We start from the raw sequence: 25,321 nt of genomic DNA on the forward strand, positions 1-25,321 counted from the left end.
AGGCGGTGCATATGGAGTGGAAAAAGACCCTCAATCTCCCGCAAACGGATTTTCCGATGAAAGGAAAGCTCCCCCAGCGGGAGCCGGAATTCCTGCGCTTTTGGGAATCCCTTAAACTCTACCAAAAGCTCAACCAGCGGGAAGGCCCTCTTTTCGTCCTCCATGACGGCCCTCCTTACGCCAACGGGCGCATCCACATGGGCACCGCCTTAAACAAGGTCTTGAAAGACATCATCCTTAAGAGCCGGCGCATGATGGGCTTCCGGGCCCCTTATGTCCCGGGGTGGGACTGCCACGGTTTGCCCATTGAGCTCAATGTAGAGCGGGAACTGGGAGTGCGCCGGGGAGAACTTCCCAAAAACGAGATCCGGCAACACTGCCGGGCCTATGCCGAACGCTTCATCCACATCCAGCGGGAGGAATTCCGCCGGCTGGGGGTCCTCGGCGACTGGGAGAATCCTTACCTCACCATGAGTCCGGACTACGAGGCTACCATCGCCCGGGAGTTCGTGCGTTTCCTCTCCTCAGGACAGGTCTACCGGCGCAAAAAGCCCGTTTTCTGGTGCACCCACTGCGTAACCGCCCTGGCGGAGGCCGAAGTAGAGTATTACGATCACCGCTCCCCCTCCGTTTATGTAAAATTTCCTCTGGCCAAGGACGCCCTTGAAGCCCTGGGACTTTCTGAGCCGGCTGCGGTCCTCATCTGGACCACCACCCCTTGGACCCTTCCGGCTAATCTAGCCGTAGCCCTCCATCCGGAATTCGACTACGTGCTGGTGCGCTGGCCCGGAGAGGAACCCTTGCTTCTGGCCGAAGGTCGCCTTTCGGCCCTTTGTGCGGAGCTTTCCCGGGACCTTCCCGAGATCCTCCTCCGGGTAGATCCGCGAAAGCTCGAGGGCCGGCATGCCCAACACCCCTTCTACGAAAGGGAAAGCCTTTTCATCCTGGCCGACTACGTAACCCTGGAGGCAGGAACGGGTTGCGTGCACATCGCTCCCGGCCACGGAGAAGAGGACTACGAAAGCGGTCTGCGCTACGGGCTGGAGGTTTACTCTCCGGTAGACGACACCGGGCACTTCCTCCCCGACCTTCCCCTTTTCGGGGGCCTTAAGATCTGGAAGGCCAATCCGCGCATCCTGGACCTCCTCCGGAAAAAAGGGCGGCTCCTTTTCGCCGAGGAGATCACCCACAGCTATCCCCACTGCTGGCGCTGCAAGAAACCGGTGATCTTTCGGGCCACCGAACAGTGGTTTATCTCCATGGAAGCAAAAGGCTTGAGGGAAAAGGCCCTACGGGCCATCGAGGAGGTACGCTGGATTCCTCGCTGGGGACGCGAACGAATCCGGGGGATGGTGGAAAAACGACCGGACTGGTGTCTTTCCCGACAGAGGGCCTGGGGGGTTCCCCTCACCGTCTTTACCTGCACCTCCTGCGGGGAAATCCTGCGCGAGGAAAAATACTACGCCAAAGTCCTTTCCCTTTTCGAAAAGGAGGGCACGGATCCCTGGTTCGAAAGGTCGGCGGCGGAACTCCTTCCCGAAGGGACCCGGTGTCCGGCCTGCGGGGGGACGGATTTTCGCAAAGAGGAAGACATCCTGGACGTCTGGTTCGACTCCGGGGTCTCCTTTGCCGCGGTCCTCGAAAGACGCCCGGAGCTTTCCTTCCCCGCAGACCTCTATCTCGAAGGCTCGGACCAGCACCGGGGCTGGTTCCAGAGTTCGCTCCTCTGTGCGGTGGGCACTCGAGGAAAGGCCCCCTACAAGGCGGTTCTCACCCACGGTTTCGTGGTGGACGGCCAGGGACGCAAGATGTCCAAGAGCTTGGGCAACGTCATCCACCCCCAGGACATTATCGAGCGCTACGGGGCGGAGATCTTGCGCCTCTGGGTGGCCTCCGAAGACTATCGGGAAGACATCCGCCTTTCCGAGGAAATCCTCCGGCGCCTGGTGGAGGCCTATCGCAAGATCCGCAACACCGGTCGCTACCTTTTAGGGGTCCTCTACGACTTCGACCCCGAAAGACACCTCCTTTCCTGGGAGGAGCTTCCGGAATTCGAACGCTACCTACTTTTCCGCCTGGGAGAGGTCATCCGTCGCGTACGCCGGGCCTATGAGGAATACGAATTCCATATCGCGGTCCAGGAGATCCACCGCTTCTGTGTGGTAGAACTTTCGGCGCTTTCCATCGACATCAATCGGGACCGACTTTACTGCGAACATCCGGACTCCCCCCGGCGACGGGCGGCCCAGACCGCCCTCTACCATGCGCTTGAGGCCCTGGTGCGGCTCGCGGCCCCCATCCTTTCCTTTACCGCCGAAGACCTCTATCAACACTTTCCTTTTCCTCGAAAGACGGAAAGCGTACACCTCCTTTCCTTTCCTGAGGTAACCTGGCCGGATCCCGGCCCGGAATTTGCACAGCGCTGGGAAAAATTGCTCTCCCTTCGGGGAGAGATCACCCGGGCCCTGGAAATAGCCCGCAAGGACAAGGACCTCATCGGAAATTCTCTAGAGGCCCAGGTCCTGGCCCGGGTACCCGGAGATCTGCAGGAATTTTTTACCGACCCCTCCTGGTGGGCCTACTTCACCATCGTTTCGGACTTTCGCCTAGCAGACCAACTTCCGGACCCTGAAGAGGGAGAAGTCCTTTACCGGAGCGAGGAGTTTCCGGGCTTGGAGATCCTGGTGTGCCGGGCCCCAGGGGCCAAGTGCGAAAGATGCTGGCAGTGGCGGGAGGAAGTCGGTCGGCAGGAGATCCCCGGGCTCTGTGGCCGCTGCGCGGAGGTGGTCCGGAGACTCCGGGAGGAGGGAAGACTTAAGGAGGAGGCGTGATTCCTCTCCTGGCCTTTGCGGTCGCGGCCTTGGATCTCTTGACCAAATATCTCCTGGACCGGGGGCTTCCCCCGGAGGGACTTCCCTTGATCCCGGGATTTCTTTCTCTGGTCAAGGTGCGCAACCAGGGGATCGCCTTTGGGCTCTTTCGTGAGGCCTCTTTGGGGCTCTTTTGGACCCTGGCGGGACTGGCCGTGGCCGGGCTTATCCTCTGGCTGGGCCGAACCGAAAAAGATAGAGGAAAGAGGGTGGCCCTGGGGCTGATAGCCGGGGGGGCCTTGGGGAACGGAATTGATCGGCTGTGGCACGGGGCGGTCTTTGATTTCGTGGATCTTCATCTGGGCCCCTATCACTGGCCGGCCTTTAACCTGGCCGATGCGGCCATCGTCCTGGGACTTCTTCTCTACCTTTTGAGGTGGAAGGCTTGAGGGTTCATCTGCGACTTTACTGGCATCCCCATCTCCTCCGATATCTCTTTCCCGGACGAGAACTCGACTTTCGGACCCTGGCCGAACGTTATCTCCTGCGGGCCCTTCCTCGAGCCGGAGAAGGTTTCCTCTTTGACCCCACCCGTCTTTCAGACCTCGAAAAGGGCCTTTCTGAGCTCCGCAAACTCTTTGAGAGTTCTCTGGGAGAGGCCCCCCTTCCTTTCACCCTGGCCCCAGAGGGCTCCCCAGGACCCTGGCTGCGTCCGGGACTTCTCTATCTTCCCCGGGAAATGGAGCCTGCCCTACGGGAGGCCCGTGGGGGGCTGGATTCCCTGATCAAGGCCACCAGGGCCGGTCGCCTTCTGGAGGTCACCCTTCCGGCAGCTACCCGTCCGCAGACCCTGCTTGAGGTGAGAGATCTTTTCTGGGTGGGGGAGAGCAGGCCCTGCTTTTATTGCGGTCTCCCCTGGCACGCATCCGCCCGCTGTCCGGCCCTGAAGGAAACGGTCCCCGGAGGTGGTCTCCGAGGATATCTCTCCGCCCCGCTTCACGAACTGGCTAAAACCCTCAACCAGAAGATCCTTTCCCGAGAGCTCTCCGCCCCGGAACTTCAGGGACTCTACGGCCGCTTTTTCTACTTCTTGCCGCTTTTTCTGCGCCCGGTCTTTCACAAGAATTTCCATCAATTTTCCCAGCTCACCCCAGGCCAGGAAGTCCCCGGAAGGGGAGGGCCGGTCCAGATCGCCCTGGAACTTTTAGCGCACCAGGAAATCGATGAGGCCGAAAGACGATTGCTCGCCGCGGAAGGAGCCGGCCCGGAGGTCCTCTTGGCCCTGGTCCAGGTGGCCCTTCTTAAAGGAGAGTACGACCGGGCCCTTTACCATTTTGAAGAGCTGGACCTGGAGGAGGCTTCTCCCCTCCTTCGGGCCACGGCCCTCCTCTGGCGGGCCCGGCTCTCTGAAACACAAGGGGACTACGCCTCGGCCGAACGCCTCTACGGAGAGGCCCAGAGGGCGGATCCCTCCTTTTTTCCGGCGGCCTTTCACCGCCTCCGAGTCTCCTTCTTTTACGGCACCCCAGAGACCCGCACCCTGGAACGTCTAAAGCCCCTTCTGGCCCAGCCCTTGATCTTCCTTTACGCCTTTCTGGAACCCACGGCCATCCTCTGGGAGAAGGCCCTGGAAAAAACCCTCTTGCAACTCCTCGAAGACAAGCAGGCCGAGGCCTTGGCCCGTCTGCGGGAGGCCGAAGATCACCTACACGCCTTAAAAACCATCCTTTCTGAGGAGGAAAGAAACTCTCTGGAGGAAACTTTAAGAACCCTCCGGGAGACCATCTACAGCGGAGTCTATGCGGAACTGGAAAGGACCGCCCTCAAGGCCGCGGAGTTGGCCCTGGAACTTCAGGGCTACGCCTACCGCAAGATTCGAGAACTGAAAGACCGCCTTTCCGAATTTTACCATCGTTACTGGCACCTCAAGCGCTACTGGAGCCGTTATCCCTACCGGACCGAGGCCCCAGGCTTTGGAAAAAAACTCCGGGAGGTAGGCGAACGGCTCACCCGGATCGAACACCGTCTGGACCGCGACCCGGCCAAAGAATTCAAACCCCTCCTGGAAGAGACGGCCCAGGTGGCGGCCGACCTGGAGGCCCTGGAGAAGGAAAAGGAGCGGCTGGAGGCCTTCTGGCTCTTCCGAAGACAGCTAGCCTTCTTTCTCAAATTCTTCCTCTTAGGGGAGACCTTGCTTTTCCTCTTCTTCTTTTCCCTTCCGGACTTTTTGTCTTCGGTCTTCCCCGAGGCCCTCGTTCGCTACTCCTTCAGTCTTTCTACCTTTCTCTGGCTTTCGGTGGGCCTCTTCTTCTTAAGCCTTCTGGCCGCCCTTTCCCGCCGCTGACCCCCCTCTTGCAACCCCGGCGACGGTGATTATATTAGCAGCCGAACTTCGAGAGTGCTAATAACAAATCCATTTTAAGGAGGGGGTTGTTATGAAGATCAAACCGCTTCACGATCGTATTTTGGTCAAGCGCTTGGAAGAAGAGGAAAAGACGGAGTCGGGGATCATCATTCCAGACACCGCCAAAGAGAAGCCGGTCATGGGAAAGGTGATCGCCGTAGGTGACGGGCGCATCCTGGAAAACGGTCAAAAGCAGCCCCTGGCGGTCAAGGAAGGGGACAAGATCCTTTTCGGAAAGTATGCGGGCACCGAGGTCAAGATCAAGGGTGAGGAATACCTCATCATGCGTGAGGACGACGTTTTGGCCATTATTGAAGAATAAAAACCCAAAATTCTGAAAGGGAGGTGAAGTTATGGCGGCCAAGGAAATTATTTATGATGTACAGGCGAGGGAGAAGCTCCTTGCTGGAGTGGACAAGCTAGCCAATGCCGTAAAGGTAACCCTGGGCCCTAAGGGGCGGAACGTCATTATTGAGAAGACCTTCGGGTCCCCCACCATTACCAAGGACGGGGTCACGGTGGCCAAAGAGATCGAGCTGGAGGACAAGTTCGAAAACATGGGGGCCCAGATGGTCAAGGAGGTGGCCTCCAAGACCAGCGATGTGGCCGGTGACGGAACCACCACGGCCACCGTACTGGCCCAGTGCATCTTCCGGGAAGGGTCCAAACTGGTGGCTGCGGGAGTAAACCCCATGGCCCTCAAGCGGGGCATTGATAAGGCGGTAGAGGTGGTGGTCAAGGAGCTGGAGAAGCTGGCCAAGCCCTGCAAGGATCGCCAGGAGATCGCCCAGGTGGCTACTATCTCTGCGAACAATGACGAGACCATCGGGAATATCATCGCCGACGCCATGGACAAGGTGGGCAAAGAGGGCGTGATCACCGTAGAGGAGTCCAAGAGCCTCGAGACCTATCTCGACGTAGTAGAAGGGATGCAGTTTGACCGCGGCTACATCTCTCCCTACTTCGTCACCGATCCCGACAAGATGGAGTGCGTCCTCGAGGACCCCTACATCCTGATCCACGACAAAAAGATCAGCTCCATGAAGGATCTCCTCCCGGTTCTGGAGCAGGTGGTCCGTTCCGGGAAACCCCTTCTGGTAATTGCCGAGGACGTAGAGGGCGAGGCCCTGGCCACCCTGGTGGTGAATAAGCTCCGGGGAGTGCTCAATTGTTGCGCGGTAAAGGCCCCGGGCTTTGGAGAGCGGCGCAAGGCCATGCTCCAGGATATCGCCATCCTTACGGGCGGGACCCTGATCTCCGAGGAACTGGGCCTCAAGCTGGAAAATGCCCAGCTCAAGGACCTTGGTCGGGCCCGGCGGGTGGTAGTGACCAAGGAGCACACCACCATCATCGATGGGGCCGGCAAGAAGGAGGACATTGAGGCCCGGATCAAGCAGATCCGCGCCCAGATCGAGGAGACCACCTCGGACTACGATCGGGAGAAGCTCCAGGAGCGGCTGGCCAAGCTGGTGGGCGGCGTGGCGGTCATCTATGTGGGTGCGGCCACGGAGACCGAAATGAAGGAGAAGAAGGCCCGCGTGGAGGACGCTCTGAACGCTACTCGGGCCGCCGTGGAGGAGGGGATCGTGCCCGGTGGTGGTACGGCCTACCTACGGTGCCTGCCGGCCCTGGAAAAACTCCTGAACGAGATTGAAGACAATGACGAAAAACAGGGGGTTCGCATTATCATGCGGGCCCTGGAGGAGCCCTTGCGGCAGATTGCGGCCAACGCCGGTTTTGAGGGCTCCATCATCGTAGAGAAGGTCAAGGCCGAGGAGGGTAGCCGCGGCTTTAATGCCGCCAAGGGCGAGATCGAAGACCTCATGGCCTCCGGAGTGATCGATCCCAAGAAGGTCAGCCGCACGGCCCTCCAGAATGCGGCCTCCATTGCCGGACTGCTTCTCACCACCGAGGCCATGGTGGCCGAAAAGCCCAAGAAGGAGGAGAAGACCGGAGCCGGCGCTCCTCCGGAGTTCTAAGGAGATCTCCTAAGGGATCTAAAGGGCGGGCTGTGGCCCGCCCTTTTTTATTGGTCCTTAATCCGGGTAAAGGTAAAATGTATTTATGCGGCGGGTCCTTCTTTTGATCCTTTTATTTTTTTGGGCCCTTCCGGCCCTGGCCCTCATGAGCCCGGAAGAGGAGGCCGAGCTGGGCCAGAAGATCCTCTCGGAGATCCGGGCCCAGGCCCAGATCATTGAAGATCCGGAAATCACCCAGTACTTAGAACGTATCGGACACCGGCTCCTGCGCCAGGCTGGCCCCCACTACTTTCCCTTCCGCTTCTTGGTCCTGAAGGACAGTTCCCTTAACGCCTTTGCTCTTCCCGGAGGGTATATCTTCTTCACCTCCGGCCTGATCGAGGAGGTGGACCGCGAAGACGAACTGGCCGCGGTCATGGCTCACGAAATGGCCCACGTGCAGGCACGCCATGTGGCCCGGCGGCTTGAGGCCTTAAAACGGCTCCAGATCGCCACCGCCGGCCTTTCCCTAGCCGGCCTCCTCCTGGGAGGAGGAAAAGCCGGAAGCGCCGTGGCCGTCACCTCCTCGGCCCTGGCCCTTACCCGGGCCCTGGCCTACAGCCGAGCCGACGAAGAAGAAGCCGACCGTTTGGGCTTTGAATACCTGGTGAAGGCAGGCTACGATCCCGCGGCCTTTCTCTCCATCCTGGAGAAGATCACCCGGCACCGCTGGCTTCTTACGGAAACTGGCCCCAATTACCTTCTCACCCATCCTGCTCCCCCGGAACGGATTACCTATCTCGAAAACCTGGTGCGGCGCTACCCCTCCCCCAAGAAAACCTCTGGGGACCCCCTATATCTTCGCCGACTCCAGGTACGCCTCAAAGTCCTCACCCACGACCCCGGCACTTTAGTGGTCCGTTATCGGGAGGCCCTGAAGCTCTCCGAGGATCCCATGCTCCATTACGGCCTGGGATTGGCCCTGGCCCGGAGCCGCTTCTTTAACGAGGCCCTCCACGAACTCTCCCGAGTGGTCCAGGCCTTTCCAGACCGGGATTATTTCCGCCTGGATCTGGCCCAGGTCTATTTCGAGGCCGGACGCTACCGGGAGGCCGAGGCCTGGCTTAAGGACTATCTCTCGCGCCATCCGGGAAATCTCCGGGCCCGCTGGCTTTTGGCCCGCACCTATCAGGAACTCCGCCGCCCAAAGGAGGCCCTTTCCGCCTTTGAGGCCCTAGCCGAAAAGCTTTCCGATCTTCCCGAATTTCACTATCACTATGGACGCCTCCTTTCGGAAACCGGCCATGAAGGCCGGGCCCACTACCAGTTTGGCCGCTACTTCGCCCTTAAAGGGGACCTCCGGGTGGCCCGGTATCACTACCGCCAGGCCCTGAAATATCTTCCCGCAAAAGACCCCCTGAGAGAGGAAATTGCCCGGAAGCTCAAGGCGCTGGATTCCCATAAATCTTGATTTTTTCCGATATTTTAGGTAGGTAAAGTATAATGTTCATAGGTTTGCTTTTTGTGGCCGGAGCCTATCTTCTGGGATCCATCCCCTTTGCCCTGGTGGTGGCCCGGCCCTTCGGGATAGATCCCCGGCGGGCCGGCTCGGGGAATCCGGGGGCCACCAATGTGGCCCGGCTCTTGGGGAAAAAGTGGGGGGCCCTAGTCCTGGCCCTGGATCTGGGAAAAGCCCTCCTTCCCACCGCCTTGGCCCGGGCCTATCTTTCCGGGATTCCCGAGGGCCCCTGGTGGGTGGCGGCCACCGGTTTGGCGGCCTTTCTGGGGCATCTTTTTCCGGTCTGGCTGGGTTTCAGAGGAGGCAAGGGGGTGGCCAGCGCCGCCGGGGTACTGGCCGTGCTCTGTCCCAAAGCCCTGGCCCTCCTTCTTCCGGTCTTTGTCCTGGCCGTAGCCCTTTCCGGATACGTCTCTGTGGGTTCCCTGGCCGCGGCGGCTTTGGCCCCGCTGGGGGTCAAATTCCTCTATCCGGAGCCCGCTTACTTCTGGATGACCCTCTCCATGGCTATTCTCATCTGGGTCAAACACCGGGCCAACCTCCAGCGCCTCCTGCGGGGCGAGGAAAAGAGCTGGCGGAGGGCCTAAGTGAGCGTACGGGAGGAGCTCCAGAAAAAGGGTTACCAGGTAGGAAACTTCCTCCTGCGGACCTCAAAGGAGGAAATGGAGGTCTGGGTGGAGGGGGGAATCCCGGAGGGAGAGAACTGGGAGGAACTCAAGCGCCAGATGGAAGACCTCGGGATCACCGGTATCCTTGAGCGGCCCGAGGTCCGAGAAGACGGACGGGTGATTGTGGCCCGAGGAACCCCTCCGGTGCCGGGAGAAGACGCCCGGCTGGAACTCCTGGTGGATCTTTCTCACGGCCCCAGGGAGGTGGACAAACATCGGGTCAACTTCCGGGAGATGAACCTGGTGGTTTCCGTCCGGGCCGGCACCCCGGTAGTCAAAAAGATCCCCCCGCGTCCCGGCCAGCCCGGACACAACATCTGGGGAGAGATCATCTCCCCTCCTCCGGTCAAAGATGTGGACCTTATCCCGGGAGAGGGTTTCCGTTTGGATCAAGAAAACCAGGTCCTCATCGCCGAAAGATCCGGCTGTGTGGTAGAAAAACAGGGCCGTCTGAGCATCGAGCCCACCTACACTCTTGAAGGGGATGTGGACTGGGAGTCCGGAAACATCCGCTTCTTTGGAGAAAAACTCACCATCTCCGGCGGGGTAAAGCGAGGTTTTCGGGTAGAAGCCGAAGGGGAGGTGGAGATCGGAGGTGGAGTGGAGGATGCGGCCCGGATCGTAGTTCAGGGCAACCTGACTATCAGGGGGCTCATCCACGGGGAGAAAGCCTATATTGAATGTTCCGGAGACGCCGTCCTTCACAGTGTGGAGTACGCCACCATCAAAGTAGGGGGAAATCTTACCGTAAGGGATTACCTCCTTCAGGCCCGAGTGAAGGTGGGCCGAAACCTTACCGTGGTCGAAGGGCGAGGCCTGGTGGCCGCCGGGGAGATCCAGGTGGGAGAGGAGGCCACGGTGAAGGTGGCTGGAAACGATTCCTTTGTGCCCACCGTGTTTCGGATCGGGGCCCCGCCGGATCTCTACGAAGAAATTGAACACCTCCGGGGAGAACTCTCCCTTCTGGATGAGACCACGGAAAAATTACGCAAGGCGGTAGCCCTGGGGCTCAAATTAAAAAAGGAAGGGAAGCTCACCCCGGAGAAGCTCAAAATTCTGGCCAAGCTTCAAAAGGTCTATGGCGAAAAACTCCGGGCCCAGGCCGAGGCCCAGGAGAGGCTCCGCGAAAAGGAAGAAGCCCTTAAGGCCTATGGGGAATACACCTTCAAGATCCTGGAAAGGGCCTTTCCTGGGGTGCGGGTCTTTATCGGCCGCCACGAACACCAAGTAAAGGAGCTCCTCCAAGGGCCCGGAGAATTTTATTTGGAAGAAGGGCAGGTCAAGTTCCGGCCTTTAAGCCAGGAAGAGGCTTCTTAGGCGCTCTAGGAACCTTTCGGCCTCCTCCAGGCCTGGGAAGTCCAGGCGCAAGCGGGGCTTTCCCCGGGCCATCTCCACCTTCACCCGGGCCCCGGTGAGCCGGGAAAGTTCTTCCGAAAGGGCTAAAAGGTCCGGGTCTTCCGGGGGGGTTTTCCTGGGTCGAGGGCCCTCTTTGAGGCGCCTCACAAGGCGCTCGGTTTCCCGTACCGAAAGTCCCCGGCGCAGGACCTCCCTGCGGGCCGCAAGCATTAACTCCGGAGTCTCTAGGGCCAGCAGGGCCCGGGCATGGCCTGCCGAAAGACGGCCCTCCCAGAGGTCTTCCTTGATTTCTTCTGGAAGACGGAGGAGCCTTAAGGCGTTGGCCACCGTAGAACGGTCCTTGCCCACCCTTCGGGCCACCTCCTCCTGGGAGAAACCGAATTCCTCCATAAGGCGCCGGTAGCCCTCAGCCTCTTCCAGGGGGTTGAGATCTTCCCGCTGGAGGTTTTCCACCAGGGCTACCGCCAGGGCCTCTTCGTCGGAGAAGTTTTTTACCAAAACCGGCACTTCCCGCAGGCCGGCCATCCGGGCCGCACGCAGCCTCCTTTCCCCGGCCACCAGCTCGTAAGTTCCAGCCCCCACCTCCCGCACCAAGAGAGGCTGAAGCACCCCCTTTTCCCGGATGGATTCGGCCAGTTCCTGTAGATCTTCTTCAGAGAATCTCCGGCGAGGTTGAAAGGGCGAGGGCAAGATGGCCTCCACCGGGACCTCCCTCAACTCCCCTTCGGCCTCCGGTAGAAGGGCCGCCAGCCCCCTACCCAGACGCTTTTTCTTGGCGGGCACGTTCCTCCACCTCCTTGGCTAGTCTGCGAAAGGCCTCGGCCGCCGGCCCCCGGGGATCATAGACCGTGATGGGCTTTCCGTGGCTGGGGGCCTCGGAAAGCCGAACCGTCCGCGGAATCATCTCCTCAAATACCGTCCCCCGAAAGTGCCGCCGCACCTCCTCGGCCACCTCCCGGGAGAGGCGGTTACGCTTATCGTACATGGTAAGGATGATCCCGAAAAGAAAAAGGTCCCGGTTGAGGCCCTCCCTCACCCGCCGCAGGGTCCGCACCAGAAGAGAAAGTCCCTCCAGGGCGTAGTATTCACACTGGAGAGGGATGATCACCCCTTGGGAGGCACAGAGACCGTTTACGGTAAGGATCCCCAGGGAGGGGGGAAGATCCACCAAGACAAAGTGGTAGCGGGAAAAGAGCGGGGACAGGGTGCGCTGGAGGAGCCTTTCTCTTTCCGGAAGCTCCAGAAACTCCGCCTCCGCCCCGGCCAGCTCCACCGAGGAAGGGAGGAGATCCAGGCCGAAGGGGGTCTTTACCAGAAGCTTTTCCACCGGGACCCGCCCCACCAGGGCCGCATAGAGGGATCTTTCCGCCGAAACCCTTATCCCCAGACCGCTTGAGGCGTTGGCCTGGGGATCGGTATCCACCAGAAGGACCCGGCGACCCCGTTCGGCCAGAGCCGCAGCCAGATTTACGGCCACGGTGGTCTTGCCCACCCCGCCTTTCTGGTTGGCCAGAGCCAGGATCATGCGCCCGGAAGGTGCCGCTTAAGGAGCGCGGAAAGCTCCGCGAGGGTATAGGGTTTGCGCAGGATATCCGCAAAGAGTCCAAATTTGTCTCCCAAGGTCTCGGCTTCAAGGCTGTAGCCCGTAGAAAGGATGAGAGGCGGGAGATCCTTTTCTCCTCTCAGCCTTTCGGCGACCCACAGAGCCCCCTTTCCCCCCGGCACGGTAAGGTCCAGGATGAGAAGATCAAAGGGCCTCCCCTCGGCCCGGGCCTTTTCAAACTTTTGGAGAGCCTCTCCGCCTTCAGAGGCCGTCTCTACCTCCAGCCCCAGGTAAGAGAGGGCCTCGGAAAGGAGCACCCGGATGGACTCCTCGTCGTCCATCACCAGAGCCCTTCCCGAAAACCTTTGAGGCCGGGAAGGGACCTCCTTTTCCTCTGCAGGTCGCCCCCCTTCGCCTTTCGCGAGGGGGAGGCAAAGGCGGAAGGTGGTCCCCAGACCGGGGCTGGAGAAGACCTCCACTCGCCCCCCGTAACGCTCGACCACGCTTTTTACCACCGCAAGCCCCAGACCTGTACCCGCGGGTTTGGTAGTAAATCCGGGCTCGAAGATGCGGGGAAGGATCTCCGGAGGAATCCCCGGACCAGTGTCCCGGAAAACAAGGATCACCTCTTCCTCCCGGGGCTCGGCCTGGACAAAGAGATCTCCTCCTTCAGGCATGACCTCCAGGGCGTTGAACACCAAGTTCTGGATCAATTGGGTCAGGTGAGAAATATCCATCCGGATTGGAGGAAGTCCTGGAGGGATTTCCAGGTGGAGCCTTACCGGTTGGCCGTGAAGAAGGAATTTCAAAAAGTCCTGGAGGAAGTCCCGCAAGACCACCTCCTTGGGAACCGGAACATCCCCCTTAGAGAAGATCAAAAGGTCCCGGGCCAAGTGCCGGGCCTGGGAGGCCACCTTCTCGGCCCGCTCAAGAATCTCGCGCGCCCGCTTATCTTCAAGGTACATCTCAAGAAGCTCCAGGTTCCCGATAAGCGAGGTCAGGAGATTGTTGAGATCGTGGGCCACCCCTCCGGCAAGGAGCTCCAGGGCCCGATACTTCTCCATCCGGAGTCTTTCCTCTTCCAGGCGTTTTCTCGCAGTGATGTCCTGGACCAAACCCAGGAAAAGCCTTCTTCCGTCGAATTCCAGGATGGAGAAATAGATTTCTACCGGAAAACGGGTTCCGTCCCGCCGCAGAGCCTGAAACTGGAACGCCTGACCCGCAAGACGGCTCTTTCCGCTTTCTTTCACCCGCTTAAAGGCCCGCAGATAACGCTCGTGATATTCGGGTGGGGCCAGAGTAAGGTGAAGATCCCGCCCCAGGACCTCTTCTTCGCGAAAACCGAACATGCGCTCGGCCGCAGGGTTGAAATAGGTGACCTTACCCTCTTCGTCCATAAGGATGATGGCCAGGGGAGCACTCTCGGCTAGGGTCCGGAACCGGGCCTCACTTTCGACGAGGGCCCTTTCGGCCTCCTTGAGGGCGGTGATATCCTGAAGGTGGGTCCAGATCTCCTGCCCCCTTTCCAGGGAAAAAAGGCGCGAGGACAAGATGAAAGTTCGCTCTCCACCCTCCATATCCCCTAGGCGGACTTCTCTTCCGGAAACCTCTCCTTTAAGAGCCAGTTGCTCCAGAAAGCGCTGACGATCTCGGGAATCCACCCAGGAATCCCAGGCAGAAAGGCGGGAAAGCTCCGCCTTTTCCGGGAGCTTCAGGAGCGCCCGAAAAGCCCGATTGGCCATGAGAATCTCCCCTTCCGGGGTGGTGACCACCAGGGCCGCCGGAGATTCCTCAAACAGGGCTTGCAAACGTTTTTCAAGGACCTTCCTTTCGTGGATGTCCCAAAAGAGACTCAGCCGGTAGGACCGGCCGGTTAAAGGATCTCTCCAAAGTCCGGAAAGGGCTAGATACCAGCGCCCATCCAAGGGAAAACGCACTTCCCAACTTTCAACCTTTCCTTCTTGAAAGACCCTCTCCGCCAGGCACTCCTCACAGGGGAAGTCCCTTCCGGCGATAACCTCGTAGCATTTACGCCCCGAGACCTCCTCCCCCACCATCCTTTGCAAGGCCTGATTGGCCAAAAGGATATAGTAATCCTGGTCCGCAAGATAGCAGGGGCCGGGGACCAGATCCATTAAGGCTCCAACCAGGGTCGCGGCAAAACCCCCAGCTTCTTTGCTAGCCAAAGGCCGCACCAGGTGAAAACAACCCACGATGCGCCCCTTTTCGTCCTTAATGGGGGCGGCGTAGGCCCAAAGGAGGCACTGGAGGTGGGGCTCGTAAAAAAGGGCGCTGGTGGATCGAGCCTCTTCCCGCATACAGAGATCCACACAGAAAGAAGGTCTTTTCCCCGAGCCGTGCACCACTTCATAGCACTTTTTTCCCAAGAGGTCTTCCCGCGAGCGCCCTAGGAGGCGGGCCAGGGCTTGATTAACATAAATTATGCGCCCCTCCGCATCGAGGAGCATCACCCCCTCGGGAAGATAATCCAAATAATAAGAATGATCTGCCGATCCGAAAACCATATTTCCGCAGTTTATCAGAAGATAAACCTCTAAAGAAGGGGGCGGCTATGTTTCACGTGAAACACGAAGGACCCTCTCGGGGGTCACCAGGATATCCACTCTAAGATCATGGGGTTCCTGGGGGATTCCCGAAAGGATCTGGAATTCGTGCACGGTGGTCAGCACCGGGGCCCCGGGAGCGAGACGCCCGGCCTTCAGGAGCAGGGCGTATTCCCGATCGGCAAAACCCCCACCCTTTCCCAGGCGCGCCCCTTCGGGGCTCACGGCCACACAGCCCGTAACGAAAAGGTCCACCAGCGGGGCCTCCTCGGGACCGATCCTTATCCCGTAACGGAAGGCGCCTTTGAGGGTGGCCACCCTCAAGGGATGGGGTTTTATCCTTGTGGGGTCCAGGAGGAGAAAGGGTTTTTCCCCGGAAAGTTTGGGGGCGGCCATGACTAGGACCTTTCCTGCAGAAAGGAGTTCGGCCCTCAGGGGATATTGGGGGCTATCGGGATTAACGAAGACCACCCGGGCCCTTTGCACCTCCGGGAGTTCCAGGGCCCGGCGGGCGGCCTCCTCGGCCCCCACAAAGTTGGGAATACGCCCCCAGGCCCCGGGGAAACGAGCCACTCCGGCCTCGGTGAGCCTGCGCCAGACCGCCTCCCGAAGCTCCTTTTTGCGTCTGGCTATATCTTCCATCAGGGCAAACTCAGAGGAAAAGAAAGATGTTTTTCCAGGGGCCGCAGGCCGGGAAAGATTCCTGAATCCGGTTGAACCTCAAGGAGGATTTCCGCCGGAACCGGCCCCTTTCCGAAATCCCGGGTTCCCCGGCGCTTAAGTTCCTGAAAATCTTCTTGGACCAGGGGGAATTCCAGAGAAAAGGTCCCCGGGCCGGAGTCCGGGAAAAAGGGGCCGTAGCAGGCGTATTCTCGCCCCTTCCAGTTCCTCACCCCCAGCAATTGGGCCTGAAAGAGAAGGTCCCGCGGGGGGCCTTCCTGGGCCAGGCGCAGGCTGAGGTTTTCCCCGAAACGAAAACATACCCGAACTTCGCTTAGGGGCAAATCCGTCCTCAGGGAAAGGATTAAGGCCGGTGAAGACCCTTCTCTCCAGTGTGCCTTCACCAAAGATATATCCAGAGGCCTTGGGGGCTCCAGAGGAAAGAGAAAGACCGGCCCCGGACGAGTCCCTAGTGGGGGGATCTCCTCCTGGGTCTCTACCCTCAACCTCTTTGGGGCCTCCTTTCCTTCCGGAAAGGCGGGAAGAAGACAGAAAAAGCCCCGGTCCTTCCACTGGCGCCAGGTGACCCTCAAGGCCGAGGAAGGATCTCCCTGGATAGAGAGAATCGTATAACGCCGCAGAATATCCTCCGGCAAAAATCCGCAGGAAAATTTTCCTAGAGAATAGAGAGGTAAGGAAGAGCCCTGAACCAACTTTGGAGAATCCGGAGAAAGAAAAAGGGTCCTCTTTAAGGCGGTGTTGGCTACCGAAAGAATTCTTACGGAGGGAGCTAGGATCAAAAGACTCACCAGACAAAGACGCCAGGCCTCCTGCACACCCAACCCGAAAGGCAACCTCCGCCGCAGGAGATAGAGGGCCAGGAGGTGAAGCCCCAGAAAGAAAAAGGGAAAAACCGCGAGCACAAAAATAGGGACCAAAAGGACCCCGGCCAGCCCCAACCCCTGACCCCTGAAAGAAGCCAGAAAGGCCACAGTGGTAAGAAACCCAGCCAGGGCCGCCACCACCAGACTCAGGGGGATTTCAAAAAGATGGTAGGCTAAAAAGACTTTTAACCGCCCTTTCCGCCGATAAATCCTCAAATAAATCCCATAGACCAACAAAACAATCAACAAAAAGAAAATATTATGGAAAAACCGAAAAATCCAGAAAGTAAAATCCTCGGACCGGGGAAAAAGAGAAGAAACTTTCCAAAAGGAAAAATAGTAAAAAGAGGCCAAACTTAGAAGGGCCAGGAAGGCCCCCTCCAGCAACGCCAAAACTCTTTTGGGCCACCCAAGGTTTTTCATGACCGAAATTGTAGTATAATTCCTCAGGGCCGAAAAGCATGACCTGGGGGCAGAAACTTTTAATCTTGAGTGGTTTTTTCTTTCTTTTTTCCTGTGGCGGTCCGGAGCACCGGGTAAAGATCGTGCACGTCCCCCTGGGGCCTTCAGCAGGAAAGCCCTACAAAGCAAATGGGCGCACCTATTATCCCTTACCCCGCCCTCTGGGCTATACGGAGGAAGGCCTGGCCTCCTGGTATGGTCCGGGTTTTCACGGCCGCCGCACCGCAAGCGGAGAGATTTACAACATGTATGCCTTTACCGCGGCCCACAAGACCCTCCCCCTGGGGACCTATGTCCTAGTGACTAATCTCAAAAACGGCCGGCGGGTAGTGGTGCGCATCAACGATCGGGGCCCCTTTGTCCCGGGACGGATTATTGATCTTTCCTATGCCGCGGCCCGGGCTTTAAACATGGTCGAAGATGGGGTGGTTCCCGTAAGGATCACCGTGCTGGCCCCGGCCCGACCGGGACCCAAAGGGCCGGTCTTTGCCCGGGTGCCCAACCTCAAAAAGGGCGAGTTCTATCTTCAGGTGGGGGCCTTTCGCAGCTACACCAACGCGGTGCGCCTGCGGGAGCGCCTGGCCCGGCGCTTCCGCACCGTGCTCATCGAACCCTACGACTCTCCCGAGGGCCCCTTTTACCGGGTCAAGATCTTCCTGGCCTATGACCTGGAAAAGGCCCGCAAAATGGCAGAAAGTCTGCGAAGGGAGTTCCCCGAAGCCTTTGTGGTGGCCCGGTGAAGGAGCTCTATCCACGTCTCCCAGAGCTTGAAAGACGACTGGGGGTCCGTTTTCGGGACCCGGGGCTCCTGGTACAGGCCCTCATCCACCGCTCTTACGCCGCAGAAAAAAAGCTTCCGCCCGGGGCGGATAATGAACGGCTGGAATTCCTGGGAGATGCCGTACTTTCGGCGGTCATAACCCATCTCCTCTTTGAGCGGTTTCCCGAGGCCTCGGAGGGAGAGCTTTCCCGCATGCGGGCTTGGCTGGTTCGGGAAGAACGTCTGGCTCGGATAGCGGAAAGACTGGGGCTTTTCGAGTTTGTGCTCGTGAGTCGAGGAGAGGCCCGCTCCGGAGGGCCGAAAAAGGCTTCTATCCTGGCCGGGGCCCTTGAGGCGGTGATCGGAGCGATTTATCTTGATGGAGGCTACGGGAAGGTCTTTGAATGCCTGCGGCGGCTCTTTGCCCGGCTTCTCCCTCAGGCCCGGCGAGGGATGGAGGCGGATTACCGCTCGCGGCTCCAAGAGCTCACCCAGGCCCTGTTTCGGGAAACCCCCACCTATGAGGTAGTCTCCGAAAAAGGGCCCTCCCACGCCCCGATCTTCGAGGTGGAAGTTCGGGTGGGGGAGCGGGTGCTGGGTCGGGGGAAGGGGCGCTCCAAGAAAGAAGCCGCCCAAGAGGCCGCCCGCAAGGCCCTAGATATCCTGGAGAAGGAGAAATGACGGAAACACCCAAAAAGAAATTTCGTTCGGGTTTTGTGGCCATTGTCGGACTTCCCAATGTGGGCAAATCCACCCTCATGAATCAGATCCTGGGGACCAAGGTGGCCATTGCCACCCCCAAGCCTCAGACCACCCGTTTCAACATCCGGGGGATCCTCACCGGCCCGGACTATCAGATCGTCTTTGTGGACACCCCGGGGATCCATCAGGCCCGGGAACTTTTCAATCGTCTCATGGTGGAACAGGCCGTGCGGGCCATCGAAGAGGTAGACGGGGTCCTCTGGGTGGTAGACGCCTCGGATCGCCGGCCCACTGAGGAAGAAAAAATTCTGGAAATCCTCCAGAAGACCGAAAAGCCCGCGGTTCTGGCCCTGAACAAGATAGATCTGGTCAAAAAGGCCGAGCTTCTGCCCATGATTGACTTCTTTTCACGGCTTTATCCCTTTCGGGCTATCGTCCCGGTCTCGGCCCTGGAGCGGGACGGCTTGAGCGAACTGGTAGAGGAGTTGGTGGCCTTACTTCCGGAGGGGCCGCCCTATTATCCTCCGGAGATGGTTACCGACCAGCCGGAACGGGTACTGGCCGCGGAGATCATTCGGGAAAAGCTCTTTATGCTCACCCGGCAGGAGATCCCCTATTCCACGGCGGTAGTGGTGGAGGAATTTCGGGAAGACCCGGAAAAGGACCTCCTCTATATTCAGGCGACCATCTATGTGGAAAAGGACTCCCAGAAAGGGATCGTAATCGGCAAGGGGGGGCAAATGCTCAAAAAGATCGGGACCCTGGCCCGGGAGGAACTGGAGTTCCTTTTCGGAAAACGGGTGTATCTGGATCTTTGGGTGAAGGTCCTCAAGGGATGGCGTAAGGAAGAACGCCTTCTGCGCCGCTTGGAAATGCCTTTCTTTTGAGGATGATCCTCAAAAGTGACACTGTGATCTAGAGGTAACAACCTTAAAAAGAGGGACTTTCACATCCCTTATCGAGTTATCCCCCTTCTCCACGGGAAAAAATAGGGCTAGAGAGGGCATACTTTTTGCATTATAATCCTCCAAACTCAAACTGAAGGGGATCTTATGCAGCGGTTCCAGCAGACCTTAGCCGCTCCGGTAGAACTGGAAGAGGTAGGGATTTTTTCGGGACAAAAAGTGCGGATAGTTCTGGAGCCTGCGGAGGCCGGAGAGGGGGTGACCTTTGTCTTGGAAGGGGTCTCCGGGGCTCCTCGGATCCCTCTGCGGCCGGAACACGTGCTGGGGACCGAAGGGGCCACGGTGCTTTCGGATGGATACCACTCCGTCTATATGGTGGAGCATCTCCTTTCGGCCCTTCACGGTCTGGGGATAGACAACGTGGTGGTGAGGGTCTTCGGTCCGGAAATCCCTCTTTTTGATGGCTCAGCCGAGGTCTTTGTACGGGAGATCTTGCGCCAGGGGCTGCGCCTCCAGCCCGCCCTTAAGCGCTACCTGGAAGTCCTGCGTCCCTTTGAAGTGCGAAACGGGGTGGGTTGTCTCCGGTTTCGCCCGGCCCCGGAGTTTCGCCTTCGGGTCCGCATCGCCTTTGACCATCCCTTGATCGGAGAGCAAATCCTTCAACTGACCCTTAACCCCCTTAACTATCAAAAAGAACTGGCCTTTGCCCGGACCTTTGGCTTTAAAGAAGACCTCTTGCGGCGCAAGGAAAAGGGCCTCCTGCGAGGGGGAGATCTCTCCAACGCCCTCGTACTTGACGAGAGCCGGGTTCTCAACGGCCCCCTACATCGTCCCGATGAATTTGTGCGCCACAAGGCCCTGGATCTGGTGGGGGACCTCTTTGCCGCCGGGATTCCCTTCCGGGGAGAGGTGGAGGCCGAGCTTTCCGGCCACCGGCTGCACATTGAAGCCCTGAAAAACCTCTTGAGCGCTCCGGGAGTGGCCCGCCTTTCCGACGGTCTGGCCCCGGTGGCCTTTTTTTTCCTCGCCCCTAAAAAGAGGTCTTTCCGGGCCCACTATTGAGCCTGGCCTCCGGTATGGTAGAATAGGCCTGGAAGGGGGGTGGAGTCCGCGCTTCCCTCCCTTGAAATTCATTTAAAGGAGTTTTGTATGCGTAGGGCCCAGATCGGAGATGTAGTAAGCATCCATTGTGTAGGTATGTTGGAAAACGGGGAAATCTTCGAGAGCACTCCGGAGGATCAACCCTTCTACTTTGAGGTAGGCTCTCCGGAGATCATCCCCGGGCTCTCCGAGGCCGTGGTGGGCATGGCCGAGGGCGAAGAGAAGGAGGTTCTTCTTTCTCCGGACAAGGCCTTCGGAGAAAGGGACGAAAACCTGGTGCGGGAGATCCCGCGCGAGGCCCTTTCGCTGGAGACCGAGCCTCAGCCGGGGATGATGCTCAACCTCATCGTGGATACCCCTCAGGGAGAAATGCAGTTTCCGGCCCTAGTGGCTGCGGTGGATCCGGAGAAGATCGTCCTGGATCTCAATCCGCCGCTTGCGGGAAAGAACGTAATCTTCCGGATCAAACTCTTAGGAATCCACGACCGGGAAGAGCTGGTCCTCGAAGACCTTTAAGTCCTTTCGAAAGGAAATTCGTCCGGGCCGGGTCTTCCGGCCCGGAATTTTCCCTCCTTGCCTTTTGCTTGCCTAAGAGGGAAAGGCTTTTTATGATTTAAGTATGTTCAACCCTCTGCGCTATTTGGAAGATTTTCGCGAGAGCTTTGGAGAGGAGGCGGCCCTCAAACTCCTGCGGGCCCTGGGGGAAATCTACGAAAACTTGGCCCAGACGGTCACCCGGGAAGAATTCAATGAACTCAAAGAGATCGTTCGCCAGCAGGGCGAAAACCTAAAAGTCTTAACTCAACGGATGGATCAGCTCACCCAGCGGGTGGATCAGCTTACCGAACGGATGGATCAGCTCACCCAGCGGGTGGATCAGCTTACCGAAGATGTGCGCCAGCTTACCCTCCGGGTGGATCAACTCACGGAGGATGTGCGCCGGCTCACCGGAGAGATGGGCAAGATGAAAGGAGATCTCCGAGACCTGCGGCAACAGGTGGGAGGGCTAAGTATCACCGTGGGTTATACTCTGGAAAACCAGGCCTATCGGGCCCTTCCCCGGCTCCTGGCCCGAGACTACGGCCTCCGGGTGAAAGGTCGTCTCCTGCGCACCTTTGTGGAAGACGATAAGGGTCGCCCCCTGGAGGTAAATATCTTTGGCCGGGCGCAAAGGGACGGTCAAGAGGTGGTCATCCTGGGAGAGGCCAAGGCCCAGCTCTCCAAACGGGATGTGGATCGTTTCCTCCGCAAAAAGGTGCGGCCCCTCGAAAAAGTCTTTCCCGAACGCTTCCTGGTCCTGGTCACCCACATGATCTCTGAGCCCTCGGTGGAAGCCTATGCCCGGGATCGGGGGGTGGTCCTCTACTATTCCTACGACTTTGAGGGTCCCGAAGAGGCCCCTTTCTAGCCTTCGGTAAGGGCCTTAAGCACCTCTTCGGAGAGGGAAAAACTCTCTTCTGGACCGGGGAAATTCCCGGCCCGGACATCTTGGGCATAATTCCTTAAGGCCCGCACGATCTCCGGAGCCAGTTCCGCATAGGAGCGCACAAACTTGGGCCGGAAACGGGGCCAGAGACCCACTACATCGTGAAAGACGAGGATCTGGCCGTCACAGTGAGGGCCGGCCCCGATGCCGATGGTGGGCACCGGGACCCGCTGGGTAATGATCCGGGAAAGCTCCGCGGGCACACATTCCAGAAGGAGGGCAAAGACCCCGGCCTCCACCAGGGCCTCGGCATCGGCCAGGAGTTTGCGCGCCCCCTCAAGATCCCGACCCTGGACCCGATAACCTCCGAGGGCCGAGGCCCTCTGCGGGGTAAGGCCAATGTGCCCCAAAACCGGGATACCCGCCCGGACCACCGCAGCCACAATCTCCGCCACCTCCTGGCCTCCCTCCATCTTTACCGCCTGGCAGCCCCCCTCCTTGAGGAAACGCCCGGCGTTGCGGATGGCCTCCACCGGCCCCGTCTGATAGGAAAGAAAGGGCAGGTCTCCCACCAGAAGGGCCCGTTCCGAACCCCGGGCTACCGCGCGGGAAAAAGTAAGCATCTCTTCCATGGTGATGGGCAGGGTGTCCTCGTGGCCCAGGACCACCATGGCCGCGGAATCCCCTATTAGGAGAAGGTCCACCCCGGCTTCTTCGGCCAGGCGGGCGGAGACCACGTCGTAGGCCGTAAGGGCCACGATGGGCTCCCGCCCTTTGCGGGCCTGAATCTCCGGTACGCTCAGGCGTCCCATGGCTAGAACAATACCCCCTCCCGGGGGGCCTTCAAGTAGGCGTAGGCCCTTTCGGTGAGGACCCGGCCCTTGCGGGTGCGCCGCAGGAGACCGCAGCGGATGAGATAGGGTTCGTAGATGTCCTCCAGGGTCTGAGGGTCCTCACAGAGGGCCGTGGCCAGAGTGGAAAGCCCTACCGGGCCGCCGTCGAACTTTTCGAGAATGGTCTCCAGGATGCGTCGATCCAGGGGAGAAAGACCCAAAGGGTCCAGATCCATGAGATCCAAAGCCTCTTGGGCGATCTCCGGGGTGATCTCCGGGGCCGCTTTCACCTCGGCGTAGTCGCGCACCCGGCGCAGAAGGCGGTTGGCAATGCGCGGAGTGCCCCGGGAGCGGGACGCAATGACCCGGGCCGCCTCTTCCGAAAGCCTGATCCCCAAAAGGGCCGCCGAGCGCAGAAGGATGCGGGCCAGGGCTTCCTGATCGTAAAAATCCAACTTAAAGACTATCCCGAAACGGTCCCGCAGAGGGGCCGAAAGAAGACCCGGACGGGTAGTGGCCCCGATGAGAGTGAACCGGGGCAGCTTAAGGCGCACGGCCCGGGCTCCGGGCCCCTTCCCCACCACCAGATCCAAGGCAAAGTCCTCCATGGCCGGATAGAGGACCTCCTCGCAGGCCTTGGGCAGGCGATGGATCTCGTCGATAAAAAGGACGTCCCTCTCCTCCAGGGTGGTAAGGATGGCCGCCAGATCTCCCGGACGCTCCAGGGCCGCCCCGGAGGTAATCCGGAAATTCACTCCCAGTTCGTGGGCCACTACCTGGGCCAGGGTGGTCTTGCCCAGGCCGGGGTAACCGGTAAGGAGCATGTGGTCTAAGGCCTCCCCCCGGGACCGGGCCGCCGAAAGATAGACCTCAAGCTCCCTCTTCAGGTCTTCTTGACCTACATATTCGGCAAGGGTCCTCGGGCGAAGGGGGTCCATCCCTGCCTTATCTTAGCACGCCCTTAAGGGGGAGAGAATTCCCGCAGGGCCTTGCGCAGGAGTTCCTGTAGATCCTCCTGGCCGGTGTAGACCCGGTGAAGGACCTCTTCAGCCTCCGTGGCCGGAAAGCCCAGATTTTTGAGGGCCTCCAGGGCCTCACGGAAATGAGGGACCTCGGCCCGGGGCCGGCGCTTGAGCCCCAGTTTGCCTCGCAACTCCACGCAAAGACGCTCCGCCCGGCGCGGTCCGATTCCCGGAACCCGGGAGAGGGCCTCCAGGTCTTCCGCAGCCACGGCCTCCTCCAGGGCCTCCGGACGAAAAAAGGCCAGGATGTTCAGGGCCAGGCGAGGCCCCACTCCAGAAAGGGAGGCCAGGAGGAGAAAGGTCTCCCGGGAGGCCTGGTCGGGAAAACCGTAAAGTTCCGGAACCCCCTCCTGCACCCACAGGCAGACCGGAAGCCGCACCTCCTCTCCCACCGGGGGCAACTCCTCCACCAGGGTGAAAGGCACCGAGACCTCCAAAGTAAAGGGGCCGGCCTCTATCCAGACCTTTCCCGGGATCTTGTGTTTCAGACGCCCGCGGATCTCGGCCAGCACCTCGTCTCTCCGTACAGATGGGTCAGGGCCAGGGCCAAGGCGTCGCTGGCGTCCCGGGGAAGGCTTTCCGCAAGCCCCAGTGTGGCCCGAACCATAAAGGCCACTTCCTCCTTTCGGGCCCGTCCGTTTCCGGTAAGGGCCAGCTTGACCGCCGAAGGATGATAGGTGCGCACCGGAAGACCATGGCGGGCGGCCAGGACCAGGACCACCCCCTGGGCCTGTCCCAGGGAGAGGGCCGCCCGGGGAAAGCGCTCCGGGATGACCTCTTCCAGGGCCAGGACCTGGGGAGCCAGGGTGAGAATAAGGTCCTCGAGTTTCTGGAAGAGGAAGGCCAGACGCTCGGGAAGGGGATCGCCGGCCCGGGGACGGATAACCCCCCAGGCCAGGGCCCGCGGAGAACGACTTTGGGCCTCGATTAGACCGTAGCCCGTGGCCCGGCAGCCAGGATCTATACCCAGAATGCGCACCTTAACCCCCGGAGAGCCTTTCCATCAGCTCCTCGGGGATATCAAAATTCGCATAAACCTTCTGTACGTCGTCGTGATCCTCTAGCATCTCCATGAGACGGAGCATCTGCTGGGCGGTCTTTTCGTCCTCCAGGCGCACCGTGGTCTTGGGGACCAGAGTCACCTGGGCCGAGGCAGGCCGGAGTCCGGCCTCCTCGAGCTGGCGTTTGACCTCCTCAAAGTCCTCCGGAGCGGTAATAATCTCGAACTCTCCCTCATAACTGCGCACATCTTCGGCCCCGGCCTCCAGGGCCACCTCCAGCACCTGATCCTCGGAAAGACCGTCACGGGGAATGACGATGAGCCCCCTTTTTTCAAAGATCCAGGAGACCGCCCCGGGCTCCGCCAGATTCCCTCCGCACTTACTGAAGATGTGCCGGAGTTCGGCCACCGTGCGCCGACGATTGTCGGTCAGGCTTTCGATATAGACCGCCACCCCCCCCGGCCCGTAACCTTCGAAGACGGCCTCTTCATACTGGGTTCCCTCTTCCAGGCCCAGTCCCTTACGGATGGCCCGCTCGATATTTTCTTTGGGCATATTCACCGCCTTGGCCGCGGCTATGGCCGCCCGCAAACGGGGATTACCCTCCGGATCTCCCCCTCCCAACCGGGCGGCCACCATGATCTCCCGGACGATTTTGGTAAAAAGGCGACCCCGCTTGGCGTCCTGGGCGGCCTTTTTGCGTTTGATCTGGGCCCAGTGGGAATGTCCGGCCATAAAAAAATTCA

The 25,321-nt window shown here is 59.6% G+C and carries 24 protein-coding genes; 14 read left to right on the forward strand and 10 right to left on the reverse strand.

Features of this window, described 5'->3' with window-relative positions:
• The first annotated feature begins 11 nt into the window (after positions 1-11).
• The 8 genes from ileS (at position 12) to FVE67_RS04360 (ending at position 10,673) form a co-directional block, all read left to right on the forward strand.
• Positions 12-2,831 (forward strand): isoleucine--tRNA ligase, encoded by a 2,820-nt coding sequence (gene ileS, locus FVE67_RS04325; RefSeq protein WP_168719415.1) that lies wholly within the window; start codon positions 12-14, stop codon positions 2,829-2,831.
• On the forward strand, positions 2,828-3,259 hold the full coding sequence (gene lspA, locus FVE67_RS04330) for a signal peptidase II (RefSeq protein WP_168719416.1): 432 nt from the start codon (positions 2,828-2,830) through the stop codon (positions 3,257-3,259). The genes ileS and lspA overlap by 4 nt, the downstream gene beginning before the upstream one ends.
• On the forward strand, positions 3,256-5,154 hold the full coding sequence (locus tag FVE67_RS04335) for a hypothetical protein (protein WP_168719417.1): 1,899 nt from the start codon (positions 3,256-3,258) through the stop codon (positions 5,152-5,154). Before lspA ends, FVE67_RS04335 begins: the two co-directional genes overlap by 4 nt.
• Positions 5,155-5,245: 91 nt before the next feature.
• Entirely contained in the window at positions 5,246-5,536 is a 291-nt protein-coding gene (gene groES, locus FVE67_RS04340) for a co-chaperone GroES (RefSeq protein WP_168719418.1), read from the forward strand.
• Between the two features lie 31 nt (positions 5,537-5,567).
• Positions 5,568-7,193, forward strand: coding sequence for a chaperonin GroEL (groL, locus tag FVE67_RS04345; protein WP_168719419.1), 1,626 nt, complete (start codon positions 5,568-5,570; stop codon positions 7,191-7,193).
• Between the two features lie 85 nt (positions 7,194-7,278).
• Positions 7,279-8,643: a beta-barrel assembly-enhancing protease gene (locus FVE67_RS04350; RefSeq protein ID WP_168719420.1), complete on the forward strand. Its 1,365-nt coding sequence runs from the start codon at positions 7,279-7,281 to the stop codon at positions 8,641-8,643.
• Between the two features lie 32 nt (positions 8,644-8,675).
• Positions 8,676-9,275: a glycerol-3-phosphate 1-O-acyltransferase PlsY gene (gene plsY, locus FVE67_RS04355; protein WP_168719421.1), complete on the forward strand. Its 600-nt coding sequence runs from the start codon at positions 8,676-8,678 to the stop codon at positions 9,273-9,275.
• Positions 9,276-10,673, forward strand: a complete 1,398-nt coding sequence (locus FVE67_RS04360; protein ID WP_168719422.1) for a flagellar assembly protein A — start codon at positions 9,276-9,278, stop codon at positions 10,671-10,673.
• Here FVE67_RS04360 and FVE67_RS04365 read toward each other — a convergent pair.
• From FVE67_RS04365 to FVE67_RS04385, 5 genes are read right to left on the reverse strand one after another with little or no spacing between them, the layout of a single operon-like run.
• A complete protein-coding gene (locus tag FVE67_RS04365) occupies positions 10,650-11,495 on the reverse strand; it encodes a ParB/RepB/Spo0J family partition protein (RefSeq protein ID WP_168719423.1) in 846 nt (281 codons plus the stop codon). The two genes, FVE67_RS04360 and FVE67_RS04365, sit on opposite strands and share 24 nt — an antisense overlap.
• A complete protein-coding gene (locus FVE67_RS04370) occupies positions 11,467-12,237 on the reverse strand; it encodes a ParA family protein (protein WP_168719424.1) in 771 nt (256 codons plus the stop codon). Before FVE67_RS04370 ends, FVE67_RS04365 begins: the two co-directional genes overlap by 29 nt.
• Positions 12,234-14,780 (reverse strand): PAS domain S-box protein, encoded by a 2,547-nt coding sequence (locus FVE67_RS04375; protein ID WP_168719425.1) that lies wholly within the window; start codon positions 14,778-14,780, stop codon positions 12,234-12,236. The genes FVE67_RS04370 and FVE67_RS04375 overlap by 4 nt, the downstream gene beginning before the upstream one ends.
• A 45-nt stretch (positions 14,781-14,825) precedes the next feature.
• Positions 14,826-15,461 carry a 5-formyltetrahydrofolate cyclo-ligase gene (locus FVE67_RS04380; protein WP_168719426.1) on the reverse strand — a complete coding sequence of 212 codons (636 nt, stop codon included), beginning with the start codon at positions 15,459-15,461 and terminating at the stop codon, positions 14,826-14,828.
• Entirely contained in the window at positions 15,461-16,612 is a 1,152-nt protein-coding gene (locus FVE67_RS04385; protein WP_168719427.1) for a DUF4956 domain-containing protein, read from the reverse strand. Before FVE67_RS04385 ends, FVE67_RS04380 begins: the two co-directional genes overlap by 1 nt.
• A gap of 239 nt (positions 16,613-16,851) precedes the next feature.
• Between FVE67_RS04385 and FVE67_RS09465 the strand changes: the two genes are divergently transcribed.
• From FVE67_RS09465 to FVE67_RS04415, 6 genes are all read left to right on the forward strand, one after another.
• Positions 16,852-17,565 carry a septal ring lytic transglycosylase RlpA family protein gene (locus tag FVE67_RS09465; RefSeq protein WP_281347184.1) on the forward strand — a complete coding sequence of 238 codons (714 nt, stop codon included), beginning with the start codon at positions 16,852-16,854 and terminating at the stop codon, positions 17,563-17,565.
• The gene (gene rnc / locus FVE67_RS04395; RefSeq protein WP_168719429.1) at positions 17,562-18,266 is read left to right on the forward strand and encodes a ribonuclease III; all 705 of its coding nucleotides are present in this window, start codon (positions 17,562-17,564) and stop codon (positions 18,264-18,266) included. The genes FVE67_RS09465 and rnc overlap by 4 nt, the downstream gene beginning before the upstream one ends.
• Complete coding sequence (gene era, locus FVE67_RS04400) at positions 18,263-19,174, forward strand: GTPase Era (RefSeq protein ID WP_168719430.1); 912 nt, start codon at positions 18,263-18,265, stop codon at positions 19,172-19,174. Before rnc ends, era begins: the two co-directional genes overlap by 4 nt.
• A gap of 165 nt (positions 19,175-19,339) precedes the next feature.
• Complete coding sequence (gene lpxC, locus FVE67_RS04405) at positions 19,340-20,254, forward strand: UDP-3-O-acyl-N-acetylglucosamine deacetylase (protein ID WP_168719431.1); 915 nt, start codon at positions 19,340-19,342, stop codon at positions 20,252-20,254.
• An 87-nt stretch (positions 20,255-20,341) separates the two neighbouring features.
• Positions 20,342-20,809, forward strand: a complete 468-nt coding sequence (locus FVE67_RS04410) for an FKBP-type peptidyl-prolyl cis-trans isomerase (protein WP_168719432.1) — start codon at positions 20,342-20,344, stop codon at positions 20,807-20,809.
• Positions 20,810-20,912: 103 nt separating this feature from the next.
• Positions 20,913-21,701 (forward strand): chordopoxvirus fusion protein, encoded by a 789-nt coding sequence (locus FVE67_RS04415; protein ID WP_168719433.1) that lies wholly within the window; start codon positions 20,913-20,915, stop codon positions 21,699-21,701.
• Here FVE67_RS04415 and panB read toward each other — a convergent pair.
• From panB to FVE67_RS04440, 5 genes are read right to left on the reverse strand one after another with little or no spacing between them, the layout of a single operon-like run.
• Positions 21,698-22,531: a 3-methyl-2-oxobutanoate hydroxymethyltransferase gene (gene panB, locus FVE67_RS04420; protein WP_168719434.1), complete on the reverse strand. Its 834-nt coding sequence runs from the start codon at positions 22,529-22,531 to the stop codon at positions 21,698-21,700. The two genes, FVE67_RS04415 and panB, sit on opposite strands and share 4 nt — an antisense overlap.
• 2 nt (positions 22,532-22,533) lie before the next feature.
• Positions 22,534-23,490, reverse strand: a complete 957-nt coding sequence (gene ruvB / locus FVE67_RS04425; protein WP_168719435.1) for a Holliday junction branch migration DNA helicase RuvB — start codon at positions 23,488-23,490, stop codon at positions 22,534-22,536.
• A gap of 23 nt (positions 23,491-23,513) precedes the next feature.
• Positions 23,514-24,086, reverse strand: coding sequence for a Holliday junction branch migration protein RuvA (gene ruvA, locus FVE67_RS04430; protein ID WP_168719436.1), 573 nt, complete (start codon positions 24,084-24,086; stop codon positions 23,514-23,516).
• Complete coding sequence (ruvC, locus tag FVE67_RS04435) at positions 24,059-24,553, reverse strand: crossover junction endodeoxyribonuclease RuvC (protein WP_168719437.1); 495 nt, start codon at positions 24,551-24,553, stop codon at positions 24,059-24,061. The genes ruvA and ruvC overlap by 28 nt, the downstream gene beginning before the upstream one ends.
• Before the next feature lies 1 nt (position 24,554).
• The gene (locus tag FVE67_RS04440) at positions 24,555-25,310 is read right to left on the reverse strand and encodes a YebC/PmpR family DNA-binding transcriptional regulator (protein ID WP_168720332.1); all 756 of its coding nucleotides are present in this window, start codon (positions 25,308-25,310) and stop codon (positions 24,555-24,557) included.
• Between the last annotated feature and the right edge of the window lie 11 nt (positions 25,311-25,321).

The sequence above is a fragment of the Thermosulfurimonas marina genome (assembly GCF_012317585.1).
GTDB lineage: Bacteria > Desulfobacterota > Thermodesulfobacteria > Thermodesulfobacteriales > Thermodesulfobacteriaceae > Thermosulfurimonas_A > Thermosulfurimonas_A marina.

Excerpts from the sequence above, each read along its gene's own strand:
- ileS (WP_168719415.1), top strand. The coding sequence starts at position 12 with ATGGAGTGGAAAAAGACCCTCAATCTCCCGCAAACGGATTTTCCGATG.
- groES (WP_168719418.1), top strand. The coding sequence starts at position 5,246 with ATGAAGATCAAACCGCTTCACGATCGTATTTTGGTCAAGCGCTTGGAA.
- groL (WP_168719419.1), top strand. The coding sequence starts at position 5,568 with ATGGCGGCCAAGGAAATTATTTATGATGTACAGGCGAGGGAGAAGCTC.
- FVE67_RS04350 (WP_168719420.1), top strand. The coding sequence starts at position 7,279 with ATGCGGCGGGTCCTTCTTTTGATCCTTTTATTTTTTTGGGCCCTTCCG.
- plsY (WP_168719421.1), top strand. The coding sequence starts at position 8,676 with ATGTTCATAGGTTTGCTTTTTGTGGCCGGAGCCTATCTTCTGGGATCC.
- FVE67_RS04370 (WP_168719424.1), bottom strand. The coding sequence starts at position 12,237 with ATGATCCTGGCTCTGGCCAACCAGAAAGGCGGGGTGGGCAAGACCACC.
- FVE67_RS04375 (WP_168719425.1), bottom strand. The coding sequence starts at position 14,780 with ATGGTTTTCGGATCGGCAGATCATTCTTATTATTTGGATTATCTTCCC.
- FVE67_RS04380 (WP_168719426.1), bottom strand. The coding sequence starts at position 15,461 with ATGGAAGATATAGCCAGACGCAAAAAGGAGCTTCGGGAGGCGGTCTGG.
- era (WP_168719430.1), top strand. The coding sequence starts at position 18,263 with ATGACGGAAACACCCAAAAAGAAATTTCGTTCGGGTTTTGTGGCCATT.
- lpxC (WP_168719431.1), top strand. The coding sequence starts at position 19,340 with ATGCAGCGGTTCCAGCAGACCTTAGCCGCTCCGGTAGAACTGGAAGAG.
- FVE67_RS04410 (WP_168719432.1), top strand. The coding sequence starts at position 20,342 with ATGCGTAGGGCCCAGATCGGAGATGTAGTAAGCATCCATTGTGTAGGT.
- FVE67_RS04415 (WP_168719433.1), top strand. The coding sequence starts at position 20,913 with ATGTTCAACCCTCTGCGCTATTTGGAAGATTTTCGCGAGAGCTTTGGA.
- panB (WP_168719434.1), bottom strand. The coding sequence starts at position 22,531 with ATGGGACGCCTGAGCGTACCGGAGATTCAGGCCCGCAAAGGGCGGGAG.
- ruvB (WP_168719435.1), bottom strand. The coding sequence starts at position 23,490 with ATGGACCCCCTTCGCCCGAGGACCCTTGCCGAATATGTAGGTCAAGAA.
- FVE67_RS04440 (WP_168720332.1), bottom strand. The coding sequence starts at position 25,310 with ATGGCCGGACATTCCCACTGGGCCCAGATCAAACGCAAAAAGGCCGCC.